Here is a 19,555-nt window from a genome sequence, read left to right on the forward strand (position 1 = left end):
TCAGTCCTGACAGAATGGCCGCTATGTCAGACGCCGTCGCCCACCGCCCGCGAGTCCTTTCCGGTATCCAGCCGACCGCCGACTCGTTCCATCTCGGGAACTACCTGGGCGCGGTTCGGAACTGGGTGGCGATGCAGGAGACGCACGACGCCTTCTACTGCGTGGTCGATCTGCACGCGATCACGATGGGGCACGACCCGATCGCCCTGCGCAACCGCACGCGCATCTCGGCGGCCCAACTGCTGGCCCTCGGCCTCGACCCGGAGCGCTGCACCCTCTTCGTCCAGTCGCACGTGCCCGAGCACGCGCAGCTCGGCTGGGTGCTGAGCTGCATCACCGGCTTCGGCGAGGCCGGCCGCATGGTCCAGTTCAAGGACAAGTCGGCCAAGGCCGCCGACACCACCACGGTCGGGCTGTTCACCTACCCGATCCTGCAGGCCGCCGACATCCTGCTCTACCAAGCCGACCAGGTGCCGGTCGGGGAGGACCAGCGGCAGCACCTCGAGCTGACCCGCGATCTGGCCCAGCGGTTCAACACCCGGTTCGGTCCCACGTTCACGATGCCCGCGCCGTACATCCTGCGCGACACCGCGAAGATCACCGACCTGCAGGACCCGACGGCCAAGATGAGCAAGTCGGCCTCGTCGCCGAACGGCATCATCGAGCTGCTCGAGGAGCCGGCCCGGTCGGCCAAGAAGATCAAGTCTGCGGTCACCGACACCGGCCGGGAGATCCTCTACGACGAGGAGAACAAGCCGGGCGTCAGCAACCTGCTGACCATCTACGCGGCGCTGACCCTGCGCACCATCGACGAGCTGCTCGAGCACTACGACGGCAAGGGCTACGGCGATCTCAAGAAGGACCTCGCCGACGTCGTCGTCGAGTTCGTCCGGCCGGTCCAGGAGCGCACCCGGGCCTACCTCGAGGACCCCGGCTACCTCGACAAGGTGCTGGCCATCGGAGCCGACAAGGCCCGCGCGGTGGCCTCGGCGACGCTCGCCACGGCGTACCAGAACGTAGGTTTCCTCAGCCCGGCGCGCGAGCTCTGAGGCGGTGAGGATCGGCGTCGCGATAGACATCCCCGAACCGTGGGGGGAGCAGCTGACCCGGCGCCGGGGCGAGGCCGGTGATCCGCAGGCGGCCTACACCCCCGCGCACGTCACGCTGCTCGGCCCGACCGAGGTGGCCGACGGGGCGCTGCCCGCGATCGAGCGGCATCTGGAGAAGGTCGCGGCCACGCAGCTGCCGTTCACCATCCATCTGCGCGGCACCGGCACGTTCCGGCCGATCACCGAGGTGGTCTTCGTGACCCTCGCGGTCGGGATCAGCGAGTGCGAACTGCTCGCCGAGGCGATCACGTCGTCCGACGACATCGAGCGCGGCTCACGCTTCCCCTACCACCCGCATGTCACGGTCGCCCAGGACGTCTCGCCGGAGCAGCTCGACGCGGTCTTCGACGATCTCGCCGACTTCTCGGCCAAGTTCCACGTCGCCTCGTTCACGCTGTTCTCCCACGGTGGCGAGGGTCCCTGGCGTCGACGGCGCGACTTCCCCCTGGGTGTCTGAGTTTCCGGCGGCGTGATTTCGGTTACGGTGCGCGCGTGAATCCGATCGATCGGGCGTACGACGCCGCCGAGGCACGGATCATGCGGCTGCGTTACCGGTTCCGCTACTTCGATCACCTCAGCCGCGCCCTGCTGCGCTTCTGGGACGTGCAGGGCGGCCGGCTCGCCGCGGCCATCGCCTACTACGGGTTCTTCGCGATCTTCGCGCTGCTGCTGATCGGGTACTCGATCTTCGGGATCCTGCTCACCAACAACAACGAGCTGCTCAACATCGTCACCGAGTTCCTCGCGCAGAACCTGCCGTTCCTGGACGTCCAGGCAATCCTGTCCAGCGGCAAGACGGTCGGCATCGTCGGCATCCTGGGCCTGACCTTCACCGGCATCGGCTGGGTCGAGGCGATCCGCTCCTCCCAGCGGCTCATCTGGCGGATCCCCGAGCAGCCCGGCTACATCGGCGTACGGCAGGCGCTCGACCTGCTCGTGCTGATCGGGCTCATCCTGCTGCTCGCCCTCTCCCAGCTCGGCGTCTACGGCCTGGAGAAGGTGACCGACTGGCTCGCCGACGGTTTCGTGCAGTCGGCGGTGAGCTGGCTGCTCACCATCTCGGTAAACATGATCCTGGCGGCCGCTCTGCTGGCCGCGGTGCCCCGGTTGCGGATGACGGTGCGCCGGATCGCGCCACCGGTGCTTCAGGTCGGCATCGGCATCACCCTGCTCAACACGGTGGGCAAGACCTTCGTCGCCCTGGTCGAGCGCAACCCGGCGTACGGCCTGGTCGGTTCCGCCGTCGGCGTCCTGGTCTACCTGTACGTCTTCAACCAGCTGCTCCTGTTCGGAGCGGCCTGGGCGGCCACCAGCCCGCACGGCCGGGTAGTGGACTTGTCAGCTGACGATAAAACTGCTCCCGTGGGGCGAAATAGCTGGATTCGGCACAGCAGCCCGGAATGATGTGCCCGTGGGCACACTCGTGACGCTGGACCTGCCGGTGAACTCGCCGGTGGCGGACCTTCCCTGGGTCATCACGATCGGGTCGCTCGGCGACGAGGAGGACTGGGAACCCGTCGTCTGCGGCCCCTACGAACGCGCCCACGCCCTCGCGCTCGCGCAGGCCGTGGTCGCCGACGAGGACCTGATGGCGGTGGTCGAGCCACTGCTTCCCCGGGTCGACGCCGAGGCTATCCGGGACGAGATCGAACTGGCCCGGGCCGGCACCGAGATGCCTTCCACGGAGGGCGACCAGGACATCGACCAGGAAACCCGGCGCGTGCGCCCCGGGCGGGCGCCGACCGAGGCCGAGGTGCGTGCCGGCTGGGTCCGGATCGCCACCCGACTGGCTTCGACACCGGCATCCTGACGGCCCGGCCCAGGTCCGGTGGAGCAACTACCGGAGACGCGTGGCATGCTTCGAATTCAAAACGAAAGCTTGCTGCAAAGGGTGACGGCATGGTGATCACACGGCGCTGGGCGCTCTTCCTCGTCGGCGTCGGCGTCTGGACCTGGTTGATCTGGCCCCGCTTCGGCCTGGCGATCTGGAACGACGACCGCGCGTTCGCCGGTGGCCGGCCCACGTCGTTCCTCTGGGTGCACGCCGTACTGATCGCTGCCTCGCTGGCCATCGGCACGACTGTCGGCGTCCTCGGCGTACGCGCCTGGCGCCTGAAGAATTCGCGGCCGGACTAGGCGAACAGCCGAAAAATTAACGGCATGTTTCGCAATCATCGGTCAATTCATTCTTAGATCCACCTAAACCGGCGTTCAACCTGATCGCCGGTTGCGGCGAGATAACGGTGCGCCAACGGTCTGGGGCAAACCTCGGCTGACGTCTTGGCCTGCGGCTACGCTCCCCACCTTGAAGCCTCACCGACGGGTGTCGGTGTGCATGGAAGGAGGGCGTCTTGCGCCCAGTACGTGGGAAGCGGATCCTTGCGGTTCTCGCGGCCGGTGGGCTGACCCTCGCCGCCGCCGCTTGTGGTGACGCCCCGGACGAGACTCCCAGCGGTAGCAGCTCCGCGAGCACCGCAGCCGCATACAAGGCCTGCATGGTCACCGACACCGGCGGCATCGACGACAAGTCGTTCAACGCTTCCGCGTGGGCCGGCCTCCAGGCCGCGAAGACGCAGGCCAGCAACGTCGACCCGAAGTACGTCGCGTCGACCGCCGAGGCTGACTACGAGCCCAACCTGCGTGGCTTCGTGACCCAGAAGTGCAACTTCATCCTCTCGGTCGGCGGCCTGATGGGCACCGCCACCCAGAAGGTGTCCGACGCGGAGAAGAGCTCCCAGTTCGCCATCGTGGACAGCGGGAGCACCGGCGCCAACGTCTTCCCGATGCAGTTCGCCACCCACCAGGCGGCGTTCCTCTCCGGCTACCTCGCCGCGGGCTACTCCAAGTCGGGCAAGGTCGCGACATTCGGTGGCATGAAGATCCCGCCGGTGACGATCTTCATGGACGGCTTCGCCGACGGCGTGGCCTACTACAACAAGCAGAAGAGCAAGAACGTCACCGTGCTCGGCTGGGACAAGGCCAAGCAGACCGGTAGCTTCACCGACGACTTCGCCAGCGCGGCCAAGGGCAAGGCACTCGCCAGCACCTTCGTCTCGCAGGGCGCCGACGTGATCCTGCCGGTCGCCGGCGGCACCGGCCTCGGTGCGGCCGAGGTCGCCCAGGGCTCCAGCGGCAAGGTGTCGATCATCTGGGTCGACCAGGACGGCTGCAAGAGCGCGGCGCAGTACTGCGGTGTCTTCCTGACCACGGTCGTCAAGAACATCGAGGACGCGGTCGAGAAGGCGGTCGTCGCCGGCGCCACCGGTCAGCCGCTCGCCGCGACCCCGGGTTACCTCGGCACGCTCGAGAACAACGGCGTCGAGCTCGCTCCGTACAACCAGTTCGACAGCAAGATCGACCAGGGTCTCAAGGACGAGGTCGCCAAGCTGAAGACCGACATCATCTCGGGTGCCGTCAAGGTCGAGTCGGCCAACGCCCCGAAGTGAGCAGGTAGGTAACATCCTGGCCGCCGCTCGACCGTGAGGAAAACTCGCGGCCGGGCGGCGGTTGCCCTTGAAAGCCGAGCGTCAGGAGATTCCGCTGAGACTCGAATTGCGCGGCATCACCAAGCGCTTCGGCGACCTGGTGGCCAACGACCACATCGACATCACCGTCGAGCCCGGCGAGGTGCACGCCCTGCTCGGCGAGAACGGCGCCGGCAAGTCGACGCTGATGAACCAGCTCTACGGCCTTCTCCAGCCGGACGAGGGCGAGATCCTGGTGGACGGCGAGGCCAAGGTCTTCAAGACCCCCCGGGACGCCATCGCGGCCGGCATCGGCATGGTCCACCAGCACTTCATGCTCGTGCCGGTGTTCACGGTCGCGGAGAACATCGCGCTCGGCGCCGAGGACGTGCGCGGCGGCCCCCTCGGCATCCTCGACCGCCGCCGCAACCGCCGCGACGTGCTGGAGACCTCGAAGAGGTACGGCCTGCCGGTCGACCCCGACGCCCTGGTGGAGGACCTGCCGGTGGGCGCACAGCAGCGGGTCGAGATCGTCAAGGCCCTGACCCGCGACGTCGACCTGCTCATCCTGGACGAGCCGACGGCGGTGCTGACCCCGCAGGAGACCGACGAGCTCCTCTCGGTCATGCGCGGCCTCGCCGCGAGCGGCAAGTCGATCGTCTTCATCACCCACAAACTGCGCGAGGTCAAAGCCATCGCCGACCGGATCACGGTGATCCGCCGCGGCCGGACGGTCGCCACCGCTACCCCGGACACCTCCGAGGACGAGCTCGCGGCGCTGATGGTCGGTCGCGAGGTGAGCCTCGAGGTGAGCAAGTCCCCGTCCGAACCCGGCCGGGACGTCCTCAAGATCAGCAACTTGGTGGTCGACGACGACCGGGGGGTCCGCGCCGTCGACGGCGTCGACCTGACCGTGCGGGCCGGCGAGGTGCTCGGCATCGCGGGCGTGCAGGGCAACGGCCAGACCGAGCTGGTCGAGGCGATCATGGGCCTGCGCGTGAGCCGTTCCGGTGTGGTCGAGGTCGACGGCGAGAACCTGGCCGGCATGAGCACCAAGAAGATCCTGCGCTCGGGCGTCGGCTACGTTCCCGAGGACCGCAGCCTCGACGGCGTGGTCAAGGAGTTCTCGGTGGCCGAGAACCTCGTGCTCGACATGTACGACCGGGCGCCGTTCGGCAACGGGTTCAAGCTCAACCCCAAGGCGATAAACGAGTCGGCGGCCGAGCGGGTCACCCAGTTCGACATCCGCACCTCATCGGCGGCGTCGGCGGTCAGCACCCTCTCCGGCGGCAACCAGCAGAAGGTGGTCGTGGCCCGGGAGATGTCCCGGCCGCTGCGCCTGATGATCGCCAGCCAGCCCACCCGCGGCGTGGACGTCGGCTCGATCGAGTTCATCCACAGCCAGATCATCCACGAGCGGGACAACGGCACCGCCGTACTGGTGGTGTCCAGTGAATTGGACGAGGTGGTCGGCCTCGCCGACCGGATCGCGGTGATGTACCGCGGCCGGATCCTGGCCACCGTCTCGCCCGACATGCCCCGCGAGGAGATCGGTCTGCTCATGGCCGGCATCACCGGCGCGGAGTCGGCAGAGGAAGAGGAAGCAGAGTGACCACCGACGTCGAGGCCCCCCCACCGGCCAAGGAGTCACCCAAGGAAGAGGGTTTCCTGACTCTCTTCCTGAAGAACCTCTGGTCGGCCAACACGGTCACGGTCACGTTCCTGTCGATCTTCCTGGCGCTTGTCGTCGGCGCGATCCTGATCGTGGTCTCCGACTCCGCGGTGCTCTCGAAGTTCGCCTACTTCACCGCCCGACCCAGCGACGCGCTCGGCTCCAGCTGGGACCTGGTCAGTGCCGCCTACGCCGACCTGTTCAAGGGCGCCCTCTTCGACCCGGCCTCGTTCCAGGCCTGGTTCAACCACACCGGCTCCTGGCAGCAGGCGTTCGGCCCGATCTCCGAGACCCTCACCTACGCCACCCCGCTGGTCTTCACCGGCCTGGCGGTTGCGCTCGCCTTCCGGGGCGGCCTGTTCAACATCGGCGGCCAGGGCCAGGCGGTGATGGGCTGCGTGTTCGCCGGGGTGGCCGGTTTCGCCTTCCACCTTCCGCCGGGCCTGCACCTGATCGTGGCGCTGCTGTTCGGCCTGATCGGCGGGGCGCTCTGGGGCTTCCTGCCGGGCTTCCTCAAGGCCCGCACCGGCGCCCACGAGGTCATCACGAGCATCATGCTCAACTACACGGCCACGTTGTTCCTCGGCTGGCTGATCCTGCAGAAGGGGGTGCAGGACCCGACCCGCAGCGATGCGATCAGCAAGACGATCGACAGCTCGGCCGCGCTGCCGGCGCTGCCCGAACCGCTGCGGGTGCACCTGGGCATCGTGCTCGCCGTGGTGGTCACGGCCGGGGTCGCCTGGCTGCTCAACCGGTCGTCGTTCGGCTTCGAGCTGCGCGCCGTGGGCGCCAACCCGCCGGCGGCCAAGACCGCGGGCATGAGTGTCGCCAGGACGTACACCTTGCTCATGGTCGTCGCCGGTGGCCTGGCCGGTCTCGGTGGCGCCGCTCAGGTGCTCGGGACCGCCGACAAGCTCACCGCCCAGGTGGCCGGCAACATCGGCTTCGACGGCCTGCTGGTCGCCCTGCTCGGCCGGAACAAGCCGTGGGGCACGCTGTTCGCCGCGATCCTCTACGGCGCGCTGCGGGCCGGCGGCAACCTGATGCAGGTCGACATCGGCATCTCGCTCGAGCTGGTCACCGTGCTGCAGGCCCTCATCGTCATCTTCATCGCCGCCCCCGCCATGGTGAAGGCGATCTTCCAGCTCCGCGCCGCCCGTTCCGCCCGGCTCGGCGCCTCGATGTCGAAGGGCTGGTGACCGGCATGACTGAGCCAACCCGCAGCGGAAAACCCCAGATTGAAAGCCTGTCGACGGCGACTGTGGAAAACCTGACCGGAGTCGACGCGCCCACCCGGTTCTGGAACCGGGAGCGGCGGCTCGGTGCCGGCATCACGATCATCGGCCTGCTGGCCACCCTCGTGTTCGGCCCGCTGGCCAAGTCGGAGACCGCCCGCTTCACGCTCAGCACCGACGCGAGCGGCGCCGCCCTGTCGATCAACGGGCAGGTCGGCACGATCCTGTTCGGGGCGATCTCGATCGCGCTGGGCGTGCTCATGCTCACCGGCAAGGCCAGGCGCTGGCAGACCCTGCTGCTCTGTCTCGGCATCGCGTCGTTCGTGCTGGCGTTCCTCTGCTGGCAGGTGGCCGGCAAGTTCATGCCGCTGGTCGACACGCTCAGCGGCAGCGTCGAATATGCCCTGCCGCTGATCCTGGGCGCCCTCGCGGGCGTGCTCGGGGAGCGCTCCGGCGTGGTCAACGTGGCGATCGAGGGTCAGTTCCTGATGGGCGCGTTCGGCGCGGCGCTGGTCGGCACGCTCGCCACCAGCGTGTGGGCGGGCCTGGTCAGCGCCATGATCGGCGGTCTCATCATCGCCGCCATGCTTGCCGTGCTCGCTATTCGCTTCCTCGTCGACCAGGTCGTGGTCGGCACCGTGCTCAACCTGTTCGCGCTCGGCGTCACCGGCTTCCTCTACGAACGTCTGATGCAGCCGAACGCGCTGAAGTACAACCAGCCGCCGCAGATGCCGCGGTGGGAGATCCCGGGGCTGGCCGACATCCCGGTCATCGGCCCGGTGCTGTTCAACACCCAGGTGCTGGTGTGGATCGCGCTGGCGCTGGTGGTGCTCATCCACTTCGCGCTCAAGGGCACCCGGTGGGGTCTGCGCACCCGCGCGGTCGGCGAGCACCCGACGGCGGCCGACACGGTCGGTGTGCGGGTGCGCGGCCTCCGCTATCTGAACGTGCTGCTCGGCGGCCTGATCGCGGGTGCCGGCGGGGCCTACTTCACGCTGGTCTCCACCGGCGCGTTCAACAAGAACATGACCGCGGGCGCCGGCTTCATCGCGCTGGCCGCCCTGATCTTCGGCCGCTGGACCCCATTCGGCGCGCTCGGGGCGGCCCTGTTCTTCGGGTTCGCACAGAAGCTGGCGTACTTCCTGAGCGTGGCCGGCAGCCCGGTGCCCAACCAGTTCCTCAATATGCTGCCCTACATCGCCACCATCGTGGCGGTGGCCGGCCTGGTCGGCCGGGTGCGGGCGCCCGCCGCGGACGGCCAGCCTTACGTCAAGAGCTGAGCCACCTGGCAGAATTTGCCGCATGGAGATCGACTGGGCGGGGCTCAGGACGGCCGCGATCGAGGCGATGCGGCACGCCTACGCCCCCTACTCCGACTTCCCGGTCGGAGCGGCGGGGCTGGTGGACGACGGCCGGGTGGTCGTCGGCTGCAACGTGGAGAACGCGTCCTACGGCGTCGGGCTCTGCGCCGAGTGCGGGCTGGTCAGCTCGCTGCACGCGACCGGCGGCGGGCGACTGGTGGCGGTCTCCTGTGTGGACGCCACCGGGGAGCCCTGCATGCCGTGCGGGCGCTGCCGGCAGCTGCTGCACGAGCACGGCGGGCCGGAACTCCTGGTGGCGGCGCGGCCTCGGCCGCTGACCATGAACGAGCTGTTGCCGCGGGCGTTCGGGCCGGCCGACCTGGCCAAGGTCAACGGCTCGGTCACGGTGCCGGAGGTGCCGACCGCGCTCGCCAAGTGGCGGGGGCGGGGCACCGTCTTCGTGCACCCCGACCTGGCCGGTGGCGAGACGGTCTGGACGGCCTACTGGGAACGCTCCGGGGGCAGCCCGGCGGAGAGCGACGCCGCCAAGGGCGTGCTCGAGGAGGGACCGAACTTCCCCACCGCGGCCGAGGCCGTCGAGTGGGGTCAGGTCCGCACACCACGGATCGTGGTGGTGGACGCCGACGGCGGCCTGACCTGGGCCGGCGAGGGAGCACCGCCGGAGGGCATCCCCGCCCGGTGGGAAAGGGACCAGAGATGAGTTTCGCCGCGGTAGACGTCATCCGGGCCAAGCGGGACGGCCACGTCCTGTCCGACGCGCAGATCGACTGGGTGGTCGACGCGTACACCACCGGTGTGGTCGCCGACGAGCAGATGTCGGCGCTGGCCATGGCGATCCTGCTGCGCGGCATGACGCCGGCCGAGATCGCCCGGTGGACGGCCGCGATGATCGCCAGTGGGGAGCGGCTGGATCTGTCCGCCGTCACCCGGCCCACCGCCGACAAGCATTCGACAGGCGGCGTCGGCGACAAGATCACGCTGCCGCTGACCCCGCTGGTGGCGGCGTGTGGTGCGGCCGTGCCCCAGCTGTCCGGCCGGGGCCTCGGCCACACCGGCGGCACCCTCGACAAACTGGAGTCGATCGCCGGGTGGCAGGCCACCATCACCAACGACGCGTTCAAGCGGCAGCTGGACGAGGTCGGCGCGGTCATCTGCGCGGCCGGTGAGGGCCTGGCCCCGGCCGACCGCAAGCTGTACGCGCTGCGTGACGTCACCGGCACGGTCGAGGCGATCCCGCTGATCGCCAGCTCGATCATGAGCAAGAAGATCGCCGAGGGGACCGGTGCGCTCGTCCTCGACGTCAAGGTCGGCTCCGGCGCCTTCATGAAGGACCTGGCGACCGCCCGTGAGCTGGCAAGCACCATGGTGCGGCTCGGTCAGGACAGCGGCGTCAACACGATCGCCCTGCTCACCGACATGAACACCCCGCTCGGCCGGGCCGTCGGCAACGCGATGGAGGTGGCCGAGTCGGTCGAGGTGCTGGCCGGCGGCGGACCGGCCGACGTGGTCGAGCTGACCCTCGCCCTGGCCCGGGAGATGCTGGCGGCGGCCGGGGTGGACGCCGACCCGGCGAAGGCGCTGGCGAGCGGGGCCGCGATGGACACCTGGCGGCGGATGATTCAGGCGCAGGGCGGCGATCCGGACGCTGCGCTGCCGGTGGCGCGCGAGACCGAGGTGCTGAAGGCGACGACGGACGGCGTGGTGACGGCCGTGGACGCGTACGGGATCGGGGTGGCGGCCTGGCGGCTCGGTGCCGGCCGGGCCCGCAAGGAGGACCCGGTCAGCTTCGGCGCCGGGGTGCTGCTCAAGGTGAAGCCGGGGGACCGGGTGCGGGCCGGAGACGTGCTGCTCGAGTTGCGTACGGATGAAAGCAGCCGGATCGAAGCGGCGCGTGATCTCGCGTCCGCCGCCGTGTCCGTCGGAGCGTCCGCGCCTGCCCCTACCCCGCTGGTACTCGATCGCATAGCCTGACGCACCATGGCGAAGGCCGCACCCGACCCTCGCGCGGTCCGCGAGGCAAGCGTCGACGAGCTCGGCCGTCTCGGCCTGCCCATTCCACCGCCCGGCTTCCCGTTGATCTGGGAGCCGGGCGACTCGGTGGAGCTGCGTCCGACGATCGACATCGAGGCTCGGTGCGCCATCCTGCACGTGGTCGTGGCGCGGTGCTTCGGCATGCCGACCGAGATCGCGATGAGCTGGCTCCTCGGATCGCACCTGGTCGACCTGGTGACGCCGCCGGAGTGGCAGTTCGTGATCGGCGCCAAGGGCGACCACCGTTCGTTCGTGCTGCACTACGACGCGGTGTTCGCGCTGGCTTGGCTGCTGGGTCTGAGCCGGCACCTCGATCCGACGGCGCCGCCGGAGGACCGGCTGATGTCGCAGATGCCCGATCTGCCGTCCGGGGAGACGTTCGGGAGCTGGCGGTCGCGTTCGCTGATGTCGCCGCGGGACCCGGTCGAGGCAGCCATCCTGCTCGATCTCTACTACTGCTTGGACTGGGCGTTCCAGGAGGCGGAGAACCGGGACGGGGAACCGCCGGGCGAGATCGACAGCAACGCGATCGGGCAGCGTCGGTGGGCCCTGGAGTGGGCGGTGATCTTCACCGGCCCCTATCACGACAAGCCGGCGGAGTGGGAAGAGGTAGACCTGTCTGTCTGATCACCGCGGACGGTACGCGCTGACCAGCACCGACGCGGTCACCCTGAGATCCGCCGTCGGCAGGCCGGCCGCCGGCACGTGGCGCGCGCTCGGCGTCATCCCGATGAGCGTGCGGGCCTCGGCCGCGGTCAGGTGCAGCGCACGCTCATGCGGCCGGGCCGTCTCGAGAGCGAAGTACTCGTCGAGCGCCTCCCGTACCCGGGCCTGTTTGTCGGGATCAACCCGGATCATTCCGGATGTCGCGATCAGCTCACCGAGGTGGTCCGCGCCCGGGGTCACCACCAGCAGGACGCCGTCGGGCCGCAGCACGCGGCGGAACTCGGCTCCGTTGCGCGGCGCGAACACGTTCAGGACGATCCGGGCCGACCCGCTCACGATCGGCAGCGGGCGCCAGAGGTCGGCCAGGACCGCGGCGGCGCGCGGGTGCGCTCGGGCCGCGCGGCGCAGCGCCGGCTTGGAGACGTCGAGGCCGAGACCGACGGCCTCGGGCGCGGCGTCCAGCACCCGGGCCAGATAACTGCCGGTGCCAACTCCGGCATCAACCACAAAACCACCGGCGGCGTACGGGGTGAGCGCATCCCCGATGAAGTCGTAGTGCCCCGCCGCCAGGAAGTCGGCCCGATCGGCGACCATCTCGGCGGTGTCCCCGACATGGGGCAGCCGGCCCGCGCTGAGATCGGCGTACCCCTGCTTGGCCATGTCGAAGCTGTGGCCGGCCGGGCAGCGCAGGGCCCGCTCGACCCGGCGCACCGGCTGTTCGCAATTGGGGCATCGAAGGTACGGCAATGCTCCGTCGATCATTCGGTCCCGCCCTCTAGGCTTTTCGGATGGTCGCCATCTCGCACTCCGACATCGTCAAGGCGCCGAAAGCGCTGCTGCACGACCACCTCGACGGTGGCCTGCGCCCCGAGACCATCATCGAGCTCGCCGCGGAGATCGGGCACGAGCTCCCGGCCACCGATCCGGAGGCGCTCGGCGCCTGGTTCGTCGCGGCCGCCGACTCGGGCTCGCTGGAACGCTACCTGGAGACGTTCGCCCACACGGTGGCGGTGATGCAGACTCCCGCCGCGCTGCACCGGGTGGCCAAGGAATGCGCCCTGGACCTGGCCGCCGACGGCGTCGTCTACGCCGAGGTGCGGTACGCGCCCGAGCAGCACCTGGAGCACGGCCTCTCGCTCGACGACGTGGTCGAGGCGGTGAATGCCGGATTTGTCGAAGGTTGCGAGGAGGCGGCGGCGCTGGGCCGGCCGATCCGCGTCGGGGTGCTGCTCACCGCCATGCGGCACGCGGCCCGCTCGCAGGAGATCGCCGAGCTCTCGGTGCGCTTCCGGGACCAGGGCGTGGTCGGCTTCGACATCGCCGGGGCCGAGGCCGGGTTCCCGCCCACCCGGCACCTGGACGCGTTCGAATACCTCCAGCGGGAGAACTTCCACTTCACCATCCACGCCGGCGAGGCGTTCGGGCTGCCGTCGATCTGGCAGGCCATCCAGTGGTGCGGCGCCGATCGGCTCGGGCACGGTGTCCGACTGGTCGACGACATCGCCGGTGGAGAGGTTCTCGGGCGACTCGCGGCCTATGTTCGCGACAAGCGGATTCCGCTCGAGCTGTGCCCTTCGTCCAATGTGCAGACCGGGGCGGCCGCCTCGATCGCCGAGCACCCCATCGGGCTGCTGCACGACCTGCGGTTCCGAGTGACCGTCAACACCGACAACCGGCTGATGAGCGGAACCTCGATGTCGCGGGAGATGGCGCTGCTCAGCGAGGCTTTCGGGTGGGGCTGGGCGGAACTGCAGTGGCTGACGATCAACGCGATGAAGTCGGCCTTCATCCCGTACGACGAACGGCTCGCGATCATCAATGAAGTCATCAAGCCGGCGTATGCCAAGTTGCTTGGTTGAGACGGCTTTGCCTGTTCGGTGGGGCACCTCATCCGTTCGGTCAGAATGGTCCCTACAAACACTGCGAAATCCGGCATCTCACCTTGCTCTGCGGCCCTGACCGCGACATCGTTCCTCCTGCCCCGATCCATTACGATCGGGCCCGATCGGCAGGCGACACCCCCACGTCGAGTCGATCGGTCGAGTGACTCTGAGAGACCTGAACAAACACGAGCAGTCATAACGAACCGGCGATGTCCAACTCCGACGGAGCAACATCGCATCACACAACCGGTCCGTGTCCGCCTGCTCTTTCTCTTTGACACTCGTCGTGATGGAATCTCGGGGGCCCGACGCGGTAGTCGGCCGTGTGCGGTGCCCGGCGACCCGATCGCCGGGCCCGAATCAGGAGGACGGTGACGTGAGCAAGCGCCCCAAGACGGCGACCGGCGTCATGACGCGTCTCCGTCGCCCGGCCGATCGGCTGCGAGATCTGCCGATCTGGTCGAAGCTCGGTCTCATCATGCTGGTCCCGACCCTCGCCACGATCATCGTCGGCGTCAGCGGTCTCGTGGACCACATCGATACGGCCAGCAACGCGGAGCGCGCGCGGAACCTGTCAGTGCTGTCGGAGGCCGCCGGTGGCCTCGTCGACCGCCTGCAGAACGAACGTGCCTATGGCGTCATCATCACCACGAGCCCGCGCACGAGCGGGGTCCGCGATGCGGCGCTGAAGGCCTACAACGGCGAGCACGCCCAGGTCGACCAGGCCAAGGTGCCGTACTCGCAGCAGAAGGCCGCGCTGGACGACGTGCCTCAGAAGGTGAGCACGCTCCTGCTGCGGCTGGACCGCAACCTCGAGGATCTGCCCTCCAAGCGCAGTCAGATCGCCAACGGCAAGCTCGGTGTCGGGGACGTCAACGACACCTACGGCAAGCTGATCAACGACCTGCTCTCCGTCCGCGACGTCTCGGCCCAGTTGGCCAGCGACACCGAGCTGAGCGACCACCTTCGTACGGTGGCTGCCGTGGCTCGGGCCAAGGACTACATCGCCCAGCAGCGCGACGTCGGCCACCAGGTGCTCGGCCTCGGCAACTTCGACGCCACCCTGCGCCGCGCCTTCCTGCTCACCGACACCGGCTTCGAGCTCGCCGAGGACCAGGTCGAGTCGGTCGGCACCGACGCCGAGGTGCAGCTCTTCCAGCGCACCGCGAACGTCCCCGACGGCCGCGCCGCCACCAACCTGACCGGCCAGCTCAAGTCGTTGCAGGGTCAGAACACCGGGAACATCCCGTTCGACTCCCAGCAGTGGGAGTCGGCGATGATCGGCTACAACAACCTGTTCCGGCAGGTCGAGCAGAAGCTCGACGCGGACATCGTGGTCGAGGCCACCGGCATCCGCGACGACGTGAACCGGCGAGTCTTCATCGAGACCAGCGTGCTGCTCGCGATGCTGCTGCTGGCCATCCTGTTCGCCTGGTTGGTCGCCCGGTCGATGGCCCGCTCGCTGCGTGAGCTGCGTCAGGGTGCGCTCTCGGTCGCCCAGTTCGGTCTACCGCACGCCGTTTCCCGGCTGCGTGACCCCGCCCTGGCCACCTCGCTCACCCCGGCCCAGGTCGCCGACCAGATCGCCGAGCCGCTGCCGGTGCGAAGCCGGGACGAGTTCGGGCAGGTGACCGAGGCGTTCAACGCGGTCCACCTCGAGGCCGTCCGTACCGCCGCCGAGCAGGCCGCACTCCGGGCCTCCGTCGCGACGATGTTCGTCAACCTCGCCCGCCGTTCCCAGATCCTGGTCGACCGGCTCATCGGTCACCTCGACCGGCTGGAGCGCGGCGAGGAGGACCCGGACCGGCTGGCCGAGCTCTTCCAGCTCGACCACCTGGCCACCCGAATGCGGCGTAACGACGAGAACCTCCTGGTTCTCGCGGGCGCCGACTCGACACGTGTGCAGCGCGAGCCGGCCGCCCTGATCGATGTGCTCCGCGCCGCACAGTCCGAGGTGGAGCACTACACCCGTATCGAGTTCGGCATGATCGACCGGGACATCGAGGTGGCGGCACACGCCGTCAACGACATGGTCCACCTGGTCGCCGAGCTCTTCGACAACGCGACCGCCTTCTCCCCGCCCAACTCGACGGTCACCGTCGAGGCGCGGCGGCTGGGCGACAGCGCGCTGCTCTCGGTGGAGGACCGCGGCATCGGCATCAGCCGGGAACAACTGCGCGACCTCAACGAGCGGCTCGCCAACCCACCGATGGTGGACGTCGCGGTCTCCCGGATGATGGGCCTCGTCGTGGTCGCCCGACTGGCCACCCGGCACGCCGTAAAGGTCGAGCTGCGCCCGGCCGACGCCGAGCGTGGCACGGTGGCCGAGGTCGGTCTGCCGCTGTCGGTGCTCGTCGGCGGTCAGCCGCCGGCCCGCTCCGTGCAGGCCGGTGGCTACGAAAGCCTCCAGCAGGGCCCCGGTGCCCGGCCCGAGCCGCTCGCTCTGGAGAGCGGCCGCGGCGGCTACCCCGGTGGTGGCGGTCGTCCGTTCGACCCCAACCCGCCGATGCCCACCGGCGGCATGCTCGGCACCGGCGCCGGACGCGGTGTTCCGGCCTGGTCCGACCTCACCGGCGCGCCCGGCTCCAACGGGTCCAACGGCTTCGCCCCGAACGGTTCGAACGGTTCGAACGGCTCCAACGGTTCGAACGGCAGCGGTGGGGCCAACGGCAGCGGCGGCGCGAACGGCTTCTACGGCCCGCGCAGCAACGAGATGATCCCGCCGCTCCCGTCCGGCCCGATGGGACCGAGCTCCGGTGGCCCGCAGGGCTACGCCGGTCCCGACGGTCTCCCGCAGCGTCGCAACGGCGAGCAGGTCCAGCCGGGTACGGACGGGTTCGGCCCGTCCATCCCGCGCCAACTGCCGGCCAACCCGGAGAACCACCCCCGTGGCGGTTTCGTCCCGCCGGTCTCGGCACCGCCGGTTCCGCCGGTCTCGGCGCCCCCGTTCGGCCGGCCCACCTCGGTGCCGCCGGTCAACGAGAGCCCGGTCTCCGGCCCGCCGGCGAACCCGCCGGTCTGGCCGCCGGTCGCCCCCGAGCGGGACTCGAACGCCGCACCGCACGTCCCGGAGAGCCTGGCCGCGGCGCTCGACATGACCGCCGAGATCCCGCGCTACCGGCCCGAGCGGTCCGACCCCCACGTCGAGCGCCCGACCAACCCGCAGACCGCGCCGATCCCGTCGTCCGCCCCGCCGGCTCGCCCGGTGTCGGCGATGCCGACCTCCGGCAGTCCGCAGTCGGAAGCCCAGAACCGGGCGGCCGCGGCGGCCCGGGCGGCCCACGAGGCGGCCGCGGCCCAAGCGGCCGAGGCGCAGGCCACGGCGGCTCAGCAGATCGCGGCGGCCCAGGCCGCGGCCCGGCAACGGGACGCCAAGCAGGGTCAGTTCGCCGACGAGACGATGGAGCTGCCGATCTTCCGCGAACTCGAGTCGGCGTGGTTCACCACGACCACCCCGGGTCGGCCGTCGGATGGTCAGTCCAACGGCGCCCACTCGAATGGGTCGCAGTCGAACGGCGCCCACTCGAACGGGTCGCAGTCGAACGGTGTCCACGCCAACGGTGGCGGTGCCGCCGACGAGACGGTCACCTCGCTGCGCATCCCGACCGGCGAGCCTTCTCGCACGGTGCCGCAGCAGGCCGTGTCACCCGAAACGCGGGACCTCGACCCGGCACCGGTGGGCGTTGGCGCCGCGAGCGGCTACGGTTCGAACGGCAATGGCTCCAACGGCAGTGTGGCGAGCAACCCGTGGCGCACCGCTGCCGACGACGGCTGGCAGGCCGCAGCCGCGGCTGCCGAGCGGTCGATCGATACCACTACCACGGCTGGGCTGCCCAAGCGCACACCGATGGCGCAGCTCGTCCCCGGCGGTGTCGACCGTGGCGGAGACCCCGCCCAGAAGCGCACGCCCGAAGGGGTCCGCGGTCTGCTTTCCGCGTACCACCGGGGTGTTCAGCGTGGTCGCACCAAGGAACAATCGACCAACCCGGAGGGAACTCCGGGAGGGCAGCAGTCCTCGCAGGCTGGCAAGGAGCATGAAGCATGACATCTACGCAGGATCTAGGTTGGCTCCTGGCCAACTTCGCCGACCGCGTTCCCGGAGTCGCACACGCGATCGCGGTCTCCGCCGGTGGTCTGCTCCTGGCAGCATCGAGGGACCTTCCGCGTGACCGTGCCGACCAGCTGGCGGCTATCGCCTCCGGCCTGGTCAGCCTCACTCAGGGCGCCGCTCGGTGCTTCGAGGGTGGCGCGGTGCTGCAGACGGTCGTCGAGATGGACAACGGGTTCCTTTTCCTGATGTCGATCTCGGATGGCTCGTCGTTCGCGGTGCTGGCGGCGCGCAGCTGCGACGTCGGTCAGGTGGGCTACGAAATGGCCCTCCTCGTCGACCGCGTCGGCGAGGCCCTTACTCCCGCTCCGCGGTCCGCGGCCGGGGTTCTGGGCTGAACGGGCAGGCGGCCGGTGCCAACGCATCCGGCGACTGTCCAAAACTTTGACAACAAGAGACACTTCTAGGGTTCGAGGAAGGGGTGAGCGGTGACGATGCCCGAACGCGATGAGCCGACCGGCGCGCTGGTAAGACCGTACGCCGTGACCCGTGGTCGGACCCGGCCGAAGCTTGAGATAGCGCTGGAAGCGCTGGTCGAGACAACCGTGCGCGGCCGATCTGGCATGAACCGCGGCGGGCAGGGTGGAAGCGAGCATCAGTACATCGCGGCAATGTGCGACGGCGGCCGTGTGCAGTCGCTCGCCGAAATCGCCGCACGCATGCAACTGCCGCTCGGTGTGGCTCGAGTGATCGTCGCCGACATGGCCACTGATGGCCTTGTCGCGGTGTACGAGCCCACCTCGCTGGACGACGAGACCGACGCGGTAGGCACGGAACTGCTGGAAAGGGTGCTGAGTGGACTTCGCAGGCTCTGACATGTCGCACCGTCCCGCTGCGGGGGGACGCGTTACATCGGCGAAGATTGTCATCGCCGGTGGGTTCGGCGTTGGTAAAACGACGCTTGTCGGGTCGGTCTCGGAGATCACCCCGTTGACCACTGAGGCGATCATGACCTCGGCTGGTGTGGGTGTCGACGACAACCGGCAGGTGCCCGGGAAGATGACGACCACCGTCGCCATGGACTTCGGCCGCATCAGCATCGACCGCGACCTCATCCTCTACCTGTTCGGCACGCCGGGCCAGACTCGTTTCTGGTTCATGTGGGACGAGCTGGTTCGGGGCGCGATCGGTGCCGTGGTCATGGTCGACACGCGCCGGCTGGCCGACTGCTTCGCGGCCATCGACTTCTTCGAGCACCGTCGCCTCCCCTACCTGGTGGCGATCAACTGCTTCGACGGCATGCAGTACCACAACGCGCAGGACGTTCGGGACGCGCTCGCGATCTCGAGCGACGTGCCCGTGGTGAGCTGCGACGCCCGGAACCGTGAGTCGACGAAGAACGTACTCATCTCGCTCGTCGAGTACGTCCTGACCATGCGTCGCACCCGGGCCGTCGCGCCGGCTTAGCCGAGGACGTCGGGGGTCGAACCCCGGAACCACCGCGTCTTGTCGGTTACTTAGCGTAATATCTAAATAGCATGCTGAAAGCCCCGCTCGCTATGTCGAAGCGGGGCTTCTCTGCGTCCTGGTGCTGCGATCGCCGAGTCGTGACGGGGTGCGTTCGTCCGCAGCGGCTCGGCAAGGTGTTACGGGAGCAGCGGGAGCTTGCCGACGATCTTGTCGAGCGGGTTGCGGGGGCCGACGATGCTGACCGCGTAGTAGTCGAGGCCGTCGGCGGATGCCTCGCCGACCGCGGCCAGGTATTCGGTGTAGACACGGGTCTGCTGGGCGGCGACCGGCATGTCGGCCACGAAGAAGTCGGGGCGGGCGGCGGCCTTGGCCCGGATCGTGCGCAGGGTGACGGAATCGGCCGCCAGAACCGTGCAGCCGGCCCAGGGGAGCCCGGGGTGGGTGTTGCCGTCCGCATCGGTCGCGTCGTCGCCCAGGAGCCCGGAGACGGCTTTCGAGGTGGCGGCGGCGGTGCAGACGGCGGCGTTGGCGGCCCGGCCGGGCGGGAGCGAGCCGTCGACCACCACGACCCACTTGAGCCGGGCGGCCCGGGTCGGGGCGCTGGGGTCGATCTCTTCGGTGGCAAATCCGACGGTCATTGCTTCTCCCTGTGCTT

19 protein-coding genes are annotated in these 19,555 nt (G+C 69.3%); 17 read left to right on the forward strand and 2 right to left on the reverse strand.

Annotated elements, in window-relative coordinates:
• Positions 1-23: 23 nt before the first annotated feature.
• From trpS to Afe05nite_RS02105, 12 genes are all read left to right on the forward strand, one after another.
• Complete coding sequence (trpS, locus tag Afe05nite_RS02050) at positions 24-1,049, forward strand: tryptophan--tRNA ligase (protein WP_203815163.1); 1,026 nt, start codon at positions 24-26, stop codon at positions 1,047-1,049.
• 4 nt (positions 1,050-1,053) lie between these two features.
• The gene (locus Afe05nite_RS02055) at positions 1,054-1,566 is read left to right on the forward strand and encodes a 2'-5' RNA ligase family protein (protein ID WP_203815164.1); all 513 of its coding nucleotides are present in this window, start codon (positions 1,054-1,056) and stop codon (positions 1,564-1,566) included.
• A gap of 35 nt (positions 1,567-1,601) precedes the next feature.
• Positions 1,602-2,513, forward strand: coding sequence for a YihY/virulence factor BrkB family protein (locus Afe05nite_RS02060; protein ID WP_203815165.1), 912 nt, complete (start codon positions 1,602-1,604; stop codon positions 2,511-2,513).
• Positions 2,514-2,520: 7 nt separating this feature from the next.
• Entirely contained in the window at positions 2,521-2,919 is a 399-nt protein-coding gene (locus Afe05nite_RS02065; protein WP_203815166.1) for a hypothetical protein, read from the forward strand.
• Between the two features lie 89 nt (positions 2,920-3,008).
• Complete coding sequence (locus tag Afe05nite_RS02070; protein WP_203815167.1) at positions 3,009-3,245, forward strand: SCO4848 family membrane protein; 237 nt, start codon at positions 3,009-3,011, stop codon at positions 3,243-3,245.
• Positions 3,246-3,460: 215 nt separating this feature from the next.
• A complete protein-coding gene (locus Afe05nite_RS02075) occupies positions 3,461-4,555 on the forward strand; it encodes a BMP family lipoprotein (protein WP_203815168.1) in 1,095 nt (364 codons plus the stop codon).
• Between the two features lie 67 nt (positions 4,556-4,622).
• Entirely contained in the window at positions 4,623-6,185 is a 1,563-nt protein-coding gene (locus tag Afe05nite_RS02080) for an ABC transporter ATP-binding protein (protein ID WP_307835606.1), read from the forward strand.
• Entirely contained in the window at positions 6,182-7,444 is a 1,263-nt protein-coding gene (locus tag Afe05nite_RS02085; RefSeq protein WP_203815170.1) for an ABC transporter permease, read from the forward strand. Before Afe05nite_RS02080 ends, Afe05nite_RS02085 begins: the two co-directional genes overlap by 4 nt.
• 47 nt (positions 7,445-7,491) lie before the next feature.
• Positions 7,492-8,760, forward strand: a complete 1,269-nt coding sequence (locus Afe05nite_RS02090) for an ABC transporter permease (RefSeq protein WP_438867435.1) — start codon at positions 7,492-7,494, stop codon at positions 8,758-8,760.
• 22 nt (positions 8,761-8,782) lie between these two features.
• Entirely contained in the window at positions 8,783-9,502 is a 720-nt protein-coding gene (locus tag Afe05nite_RS02095; RefSeq protein ID WP_203815172.1) for a cytidine deaminase, read from the forward strand.
• Positions 9,499-10,773, forward strand: a complete 1,275-nt coding sequence (locus tag Afe05nite_RS02100) for a thymidine phosphorylase (protein WP_203815173.1) — start codon at positions 9,499-9,501, stop codon at positions 10,771-10,773. Before Afe05nite_RS02095 ends, Afe05nite_RS02100 begins: the two co-directional genes overlap by 4 nt.
• A 6-nt stretch (positions 10,774-10,779) precedes the next feature.
• Complete coding sequence (locus Afe05nite_RS02105; RefSeq protein ID WP_203815174.1) at positions 10,780-11,460, forward strand: DUF4272 domain-containing protein; 681 nt, start codon at positions 10,780-10,782, stop codon at positions 11,458-11,460.
• On the opposite strand, the gene Afe05nite_RS02110 is transcribed toward Afe05nite_RS02105, so the two are convergent.
• Positions 11,461-12,261 (reverse strand): putative RNA methyltransferase, encoded by an 801-nt coding sequence (locus Afe05nite_RS02110; protein WP_203815175.1) that lies wholly within the window; start codon positions 12,259-12,261, stop codon positions 11,461-11,463.
• A 26-nt stretch (positions 12,262-12,287) separates the two neighbouring features.
• On the opposite strand from Afe05nite_RS02110, the gene Afe05nite_RS02115 reads away from it, so the two are divergent.
• The 5 genes from Afe05nite_RS02115 (at position 12,288) to Afe05nite_RS02135 (ending at position 18,897) form a co-directional block, all read left to right on the forward strand.
• Positions 12,288-13,358 (forward strand): adenosine deaminase, encoded by a 1,071-nt coding sequence (locus tag Afe05nite_RS02115; protein ID WP_203815176.1) that lies wholly within the window; start codon positions 12,288-12,290, stop codon positions 13,356-13,358.
• A gap of 400 nt (positions 13,359-13,758) precedes the next feature.
• Positions 13,759-17,427, forward strand: coding sequence for a sensor histidine kinase (locus tag Afe05nite_RS02120; RefSeq protein WP_203815177.1), 3,669 nt, complete (start codon positions 13,759-13,761; stop codon positions 17,425-17,427).
• Positions 17,424-17,828 (forward strand): roadblock/LC7 domain-containing protein, encoded by a 405-nt coding sequence (locus Afe05nite_RS02125; protein WP_203815178.1) that lies wholly within the window; start codon positions 17,424-17,426, stop codon positions 17,826-17,828. The genes Afe05nite_RS02120 and Afe05nite_RS02125 overlap by 4 nt, the downstream gene beginning before the upstream one ends.
• A 96-nt stretch (positions 17,829-17,924) precedes the next feature.
• Positions 17,925-18,305, forward strand: a complete 381-nt coding sequence (locus Afe05nite_RS02130; protein WP_203815255.1) for a DUF742 domain-containing protein — start codon at positions 17,925-17,927, stop codon at positions 18,303-18,305.
• 1 nt (position 18,306) lies between these two features.
• The gene (locus Afe05nite_RS02135) at positions 18,307-18,897 is read left to right on the forward strand and encodes a GTP-binding protein (protein WP_203725129.1); all 591 of its coding nucleotides are present in this window, start codon (positions 18,307-18,309) and stop codon (positions 18,895-18,897) included.
• Positions 18,898-19,076: 179 nt separating this feature from the next.
• Here Afe05nite_RS02135 and Afe05nite_RS02140 read toward each other — a convergent pair whose 3' ends face one another.
• A complete protein-coding gene (locus Afe05nite_RS02140; RefSeq protein WP_203815179.1) occupies positions 19,077-19,538 on the reverse strand; it encodes a DUF2000 domain-containing protein in 462 nt (153 codons plus the stop codon).
• Between the last annotated feature and the right edge of the window lie 17 nt (positions 19,539-19,555).

It is taken from the genome of Paractinoplanes ferrugineus (assembly GCF_016862195.1).
Classification (GTDB): Bacteria; Actinomycetota; Actinomycetes; order Mycobacteriales; family Micromonosporaceae; genus Actinoplanes; species Actinoplanes ferrugineus.

Bases quoted from the DNA above. Each gene is read 5' to 3' on its own strand.
- trpS (WP_203815163.1), top strand. From the start codon at position 24: ATGTCAGACGCCGTCGCCCACCGCCCGCGAGTCCTTTCCGGTATCCAG.
- Afe05nite_RS02070 (WP_203815167.1), top strand. From the start codon at position 3,009: ATGGTGATCACACGGCGCTGGGCGCTCTTCCTCGTCGGCGTCGGCGTC.
- Afe05nite_RS02095 (WP_203815172.1), top strand. From the start codon at position 8,783: ATGGAGATCGACTGGGCGGGGCTCAGGACGGCCGCGATCGAGGCGATG.
- Afe05nite_RS02100 (WP_203815173.1), top strand. From the start codon at position 9,499: ATGAGTTTCGCCGCGGTAGACGTCATCCGGGCCAAGCGGGACGGCCAC.
- Afe05nite_RS02105 (WP_203815174.1), top strand. From the start codon at position 10,780: ATGGCGAAGGCCGCACCCGACCCTCGCGCGGTCCGCGAGGCAAGCGTC.
- Afe05nite_RS02110 (WP_203815175.1), bottom strand. From the start codon at position 12,261: ATGATCGACGGAGCATTGCCGTACCTTCGATGCCCCAATTGCGAACAG.
- Afe05nite_RS02115 (WP_203815176.1), top strand. From the start codon at position 12,288: ATGGTCGCCATCTCGCACTCCGACATCGTCAAGGCGCCGAAAGCGCTG.
- Afe05nite_RS02125 (WP_203815178.1), top strand. From the start codon at position 17,424: ATGACATCTACGCAGGATCTAGGTTGGCTCCTGGCCAACTTCGCCGAC.
- Afe05nite_RS02130 (WP_203815255.1), top strand. From the start codon at position 17,925: ATGCCCGAACGCGATGAGCCGACCGGCGCGCTGGTAAGACCGTACGCC.
- Afe05nite_RS02135 (WP_203725129.1), top strand. From the start codon at position 18,307: ATGTCGCACCGTCCCGCTGCGGGGGGACGCGTTACATCGGCGAAGATT.
- Afe05nite_RS02140 (WP_203815179.1), bottom strand. From the start codon at position 19,538: ATGACCGTCGGATTTGCCACCGAAGAGATCGACCCCAGCGCCCCGACC.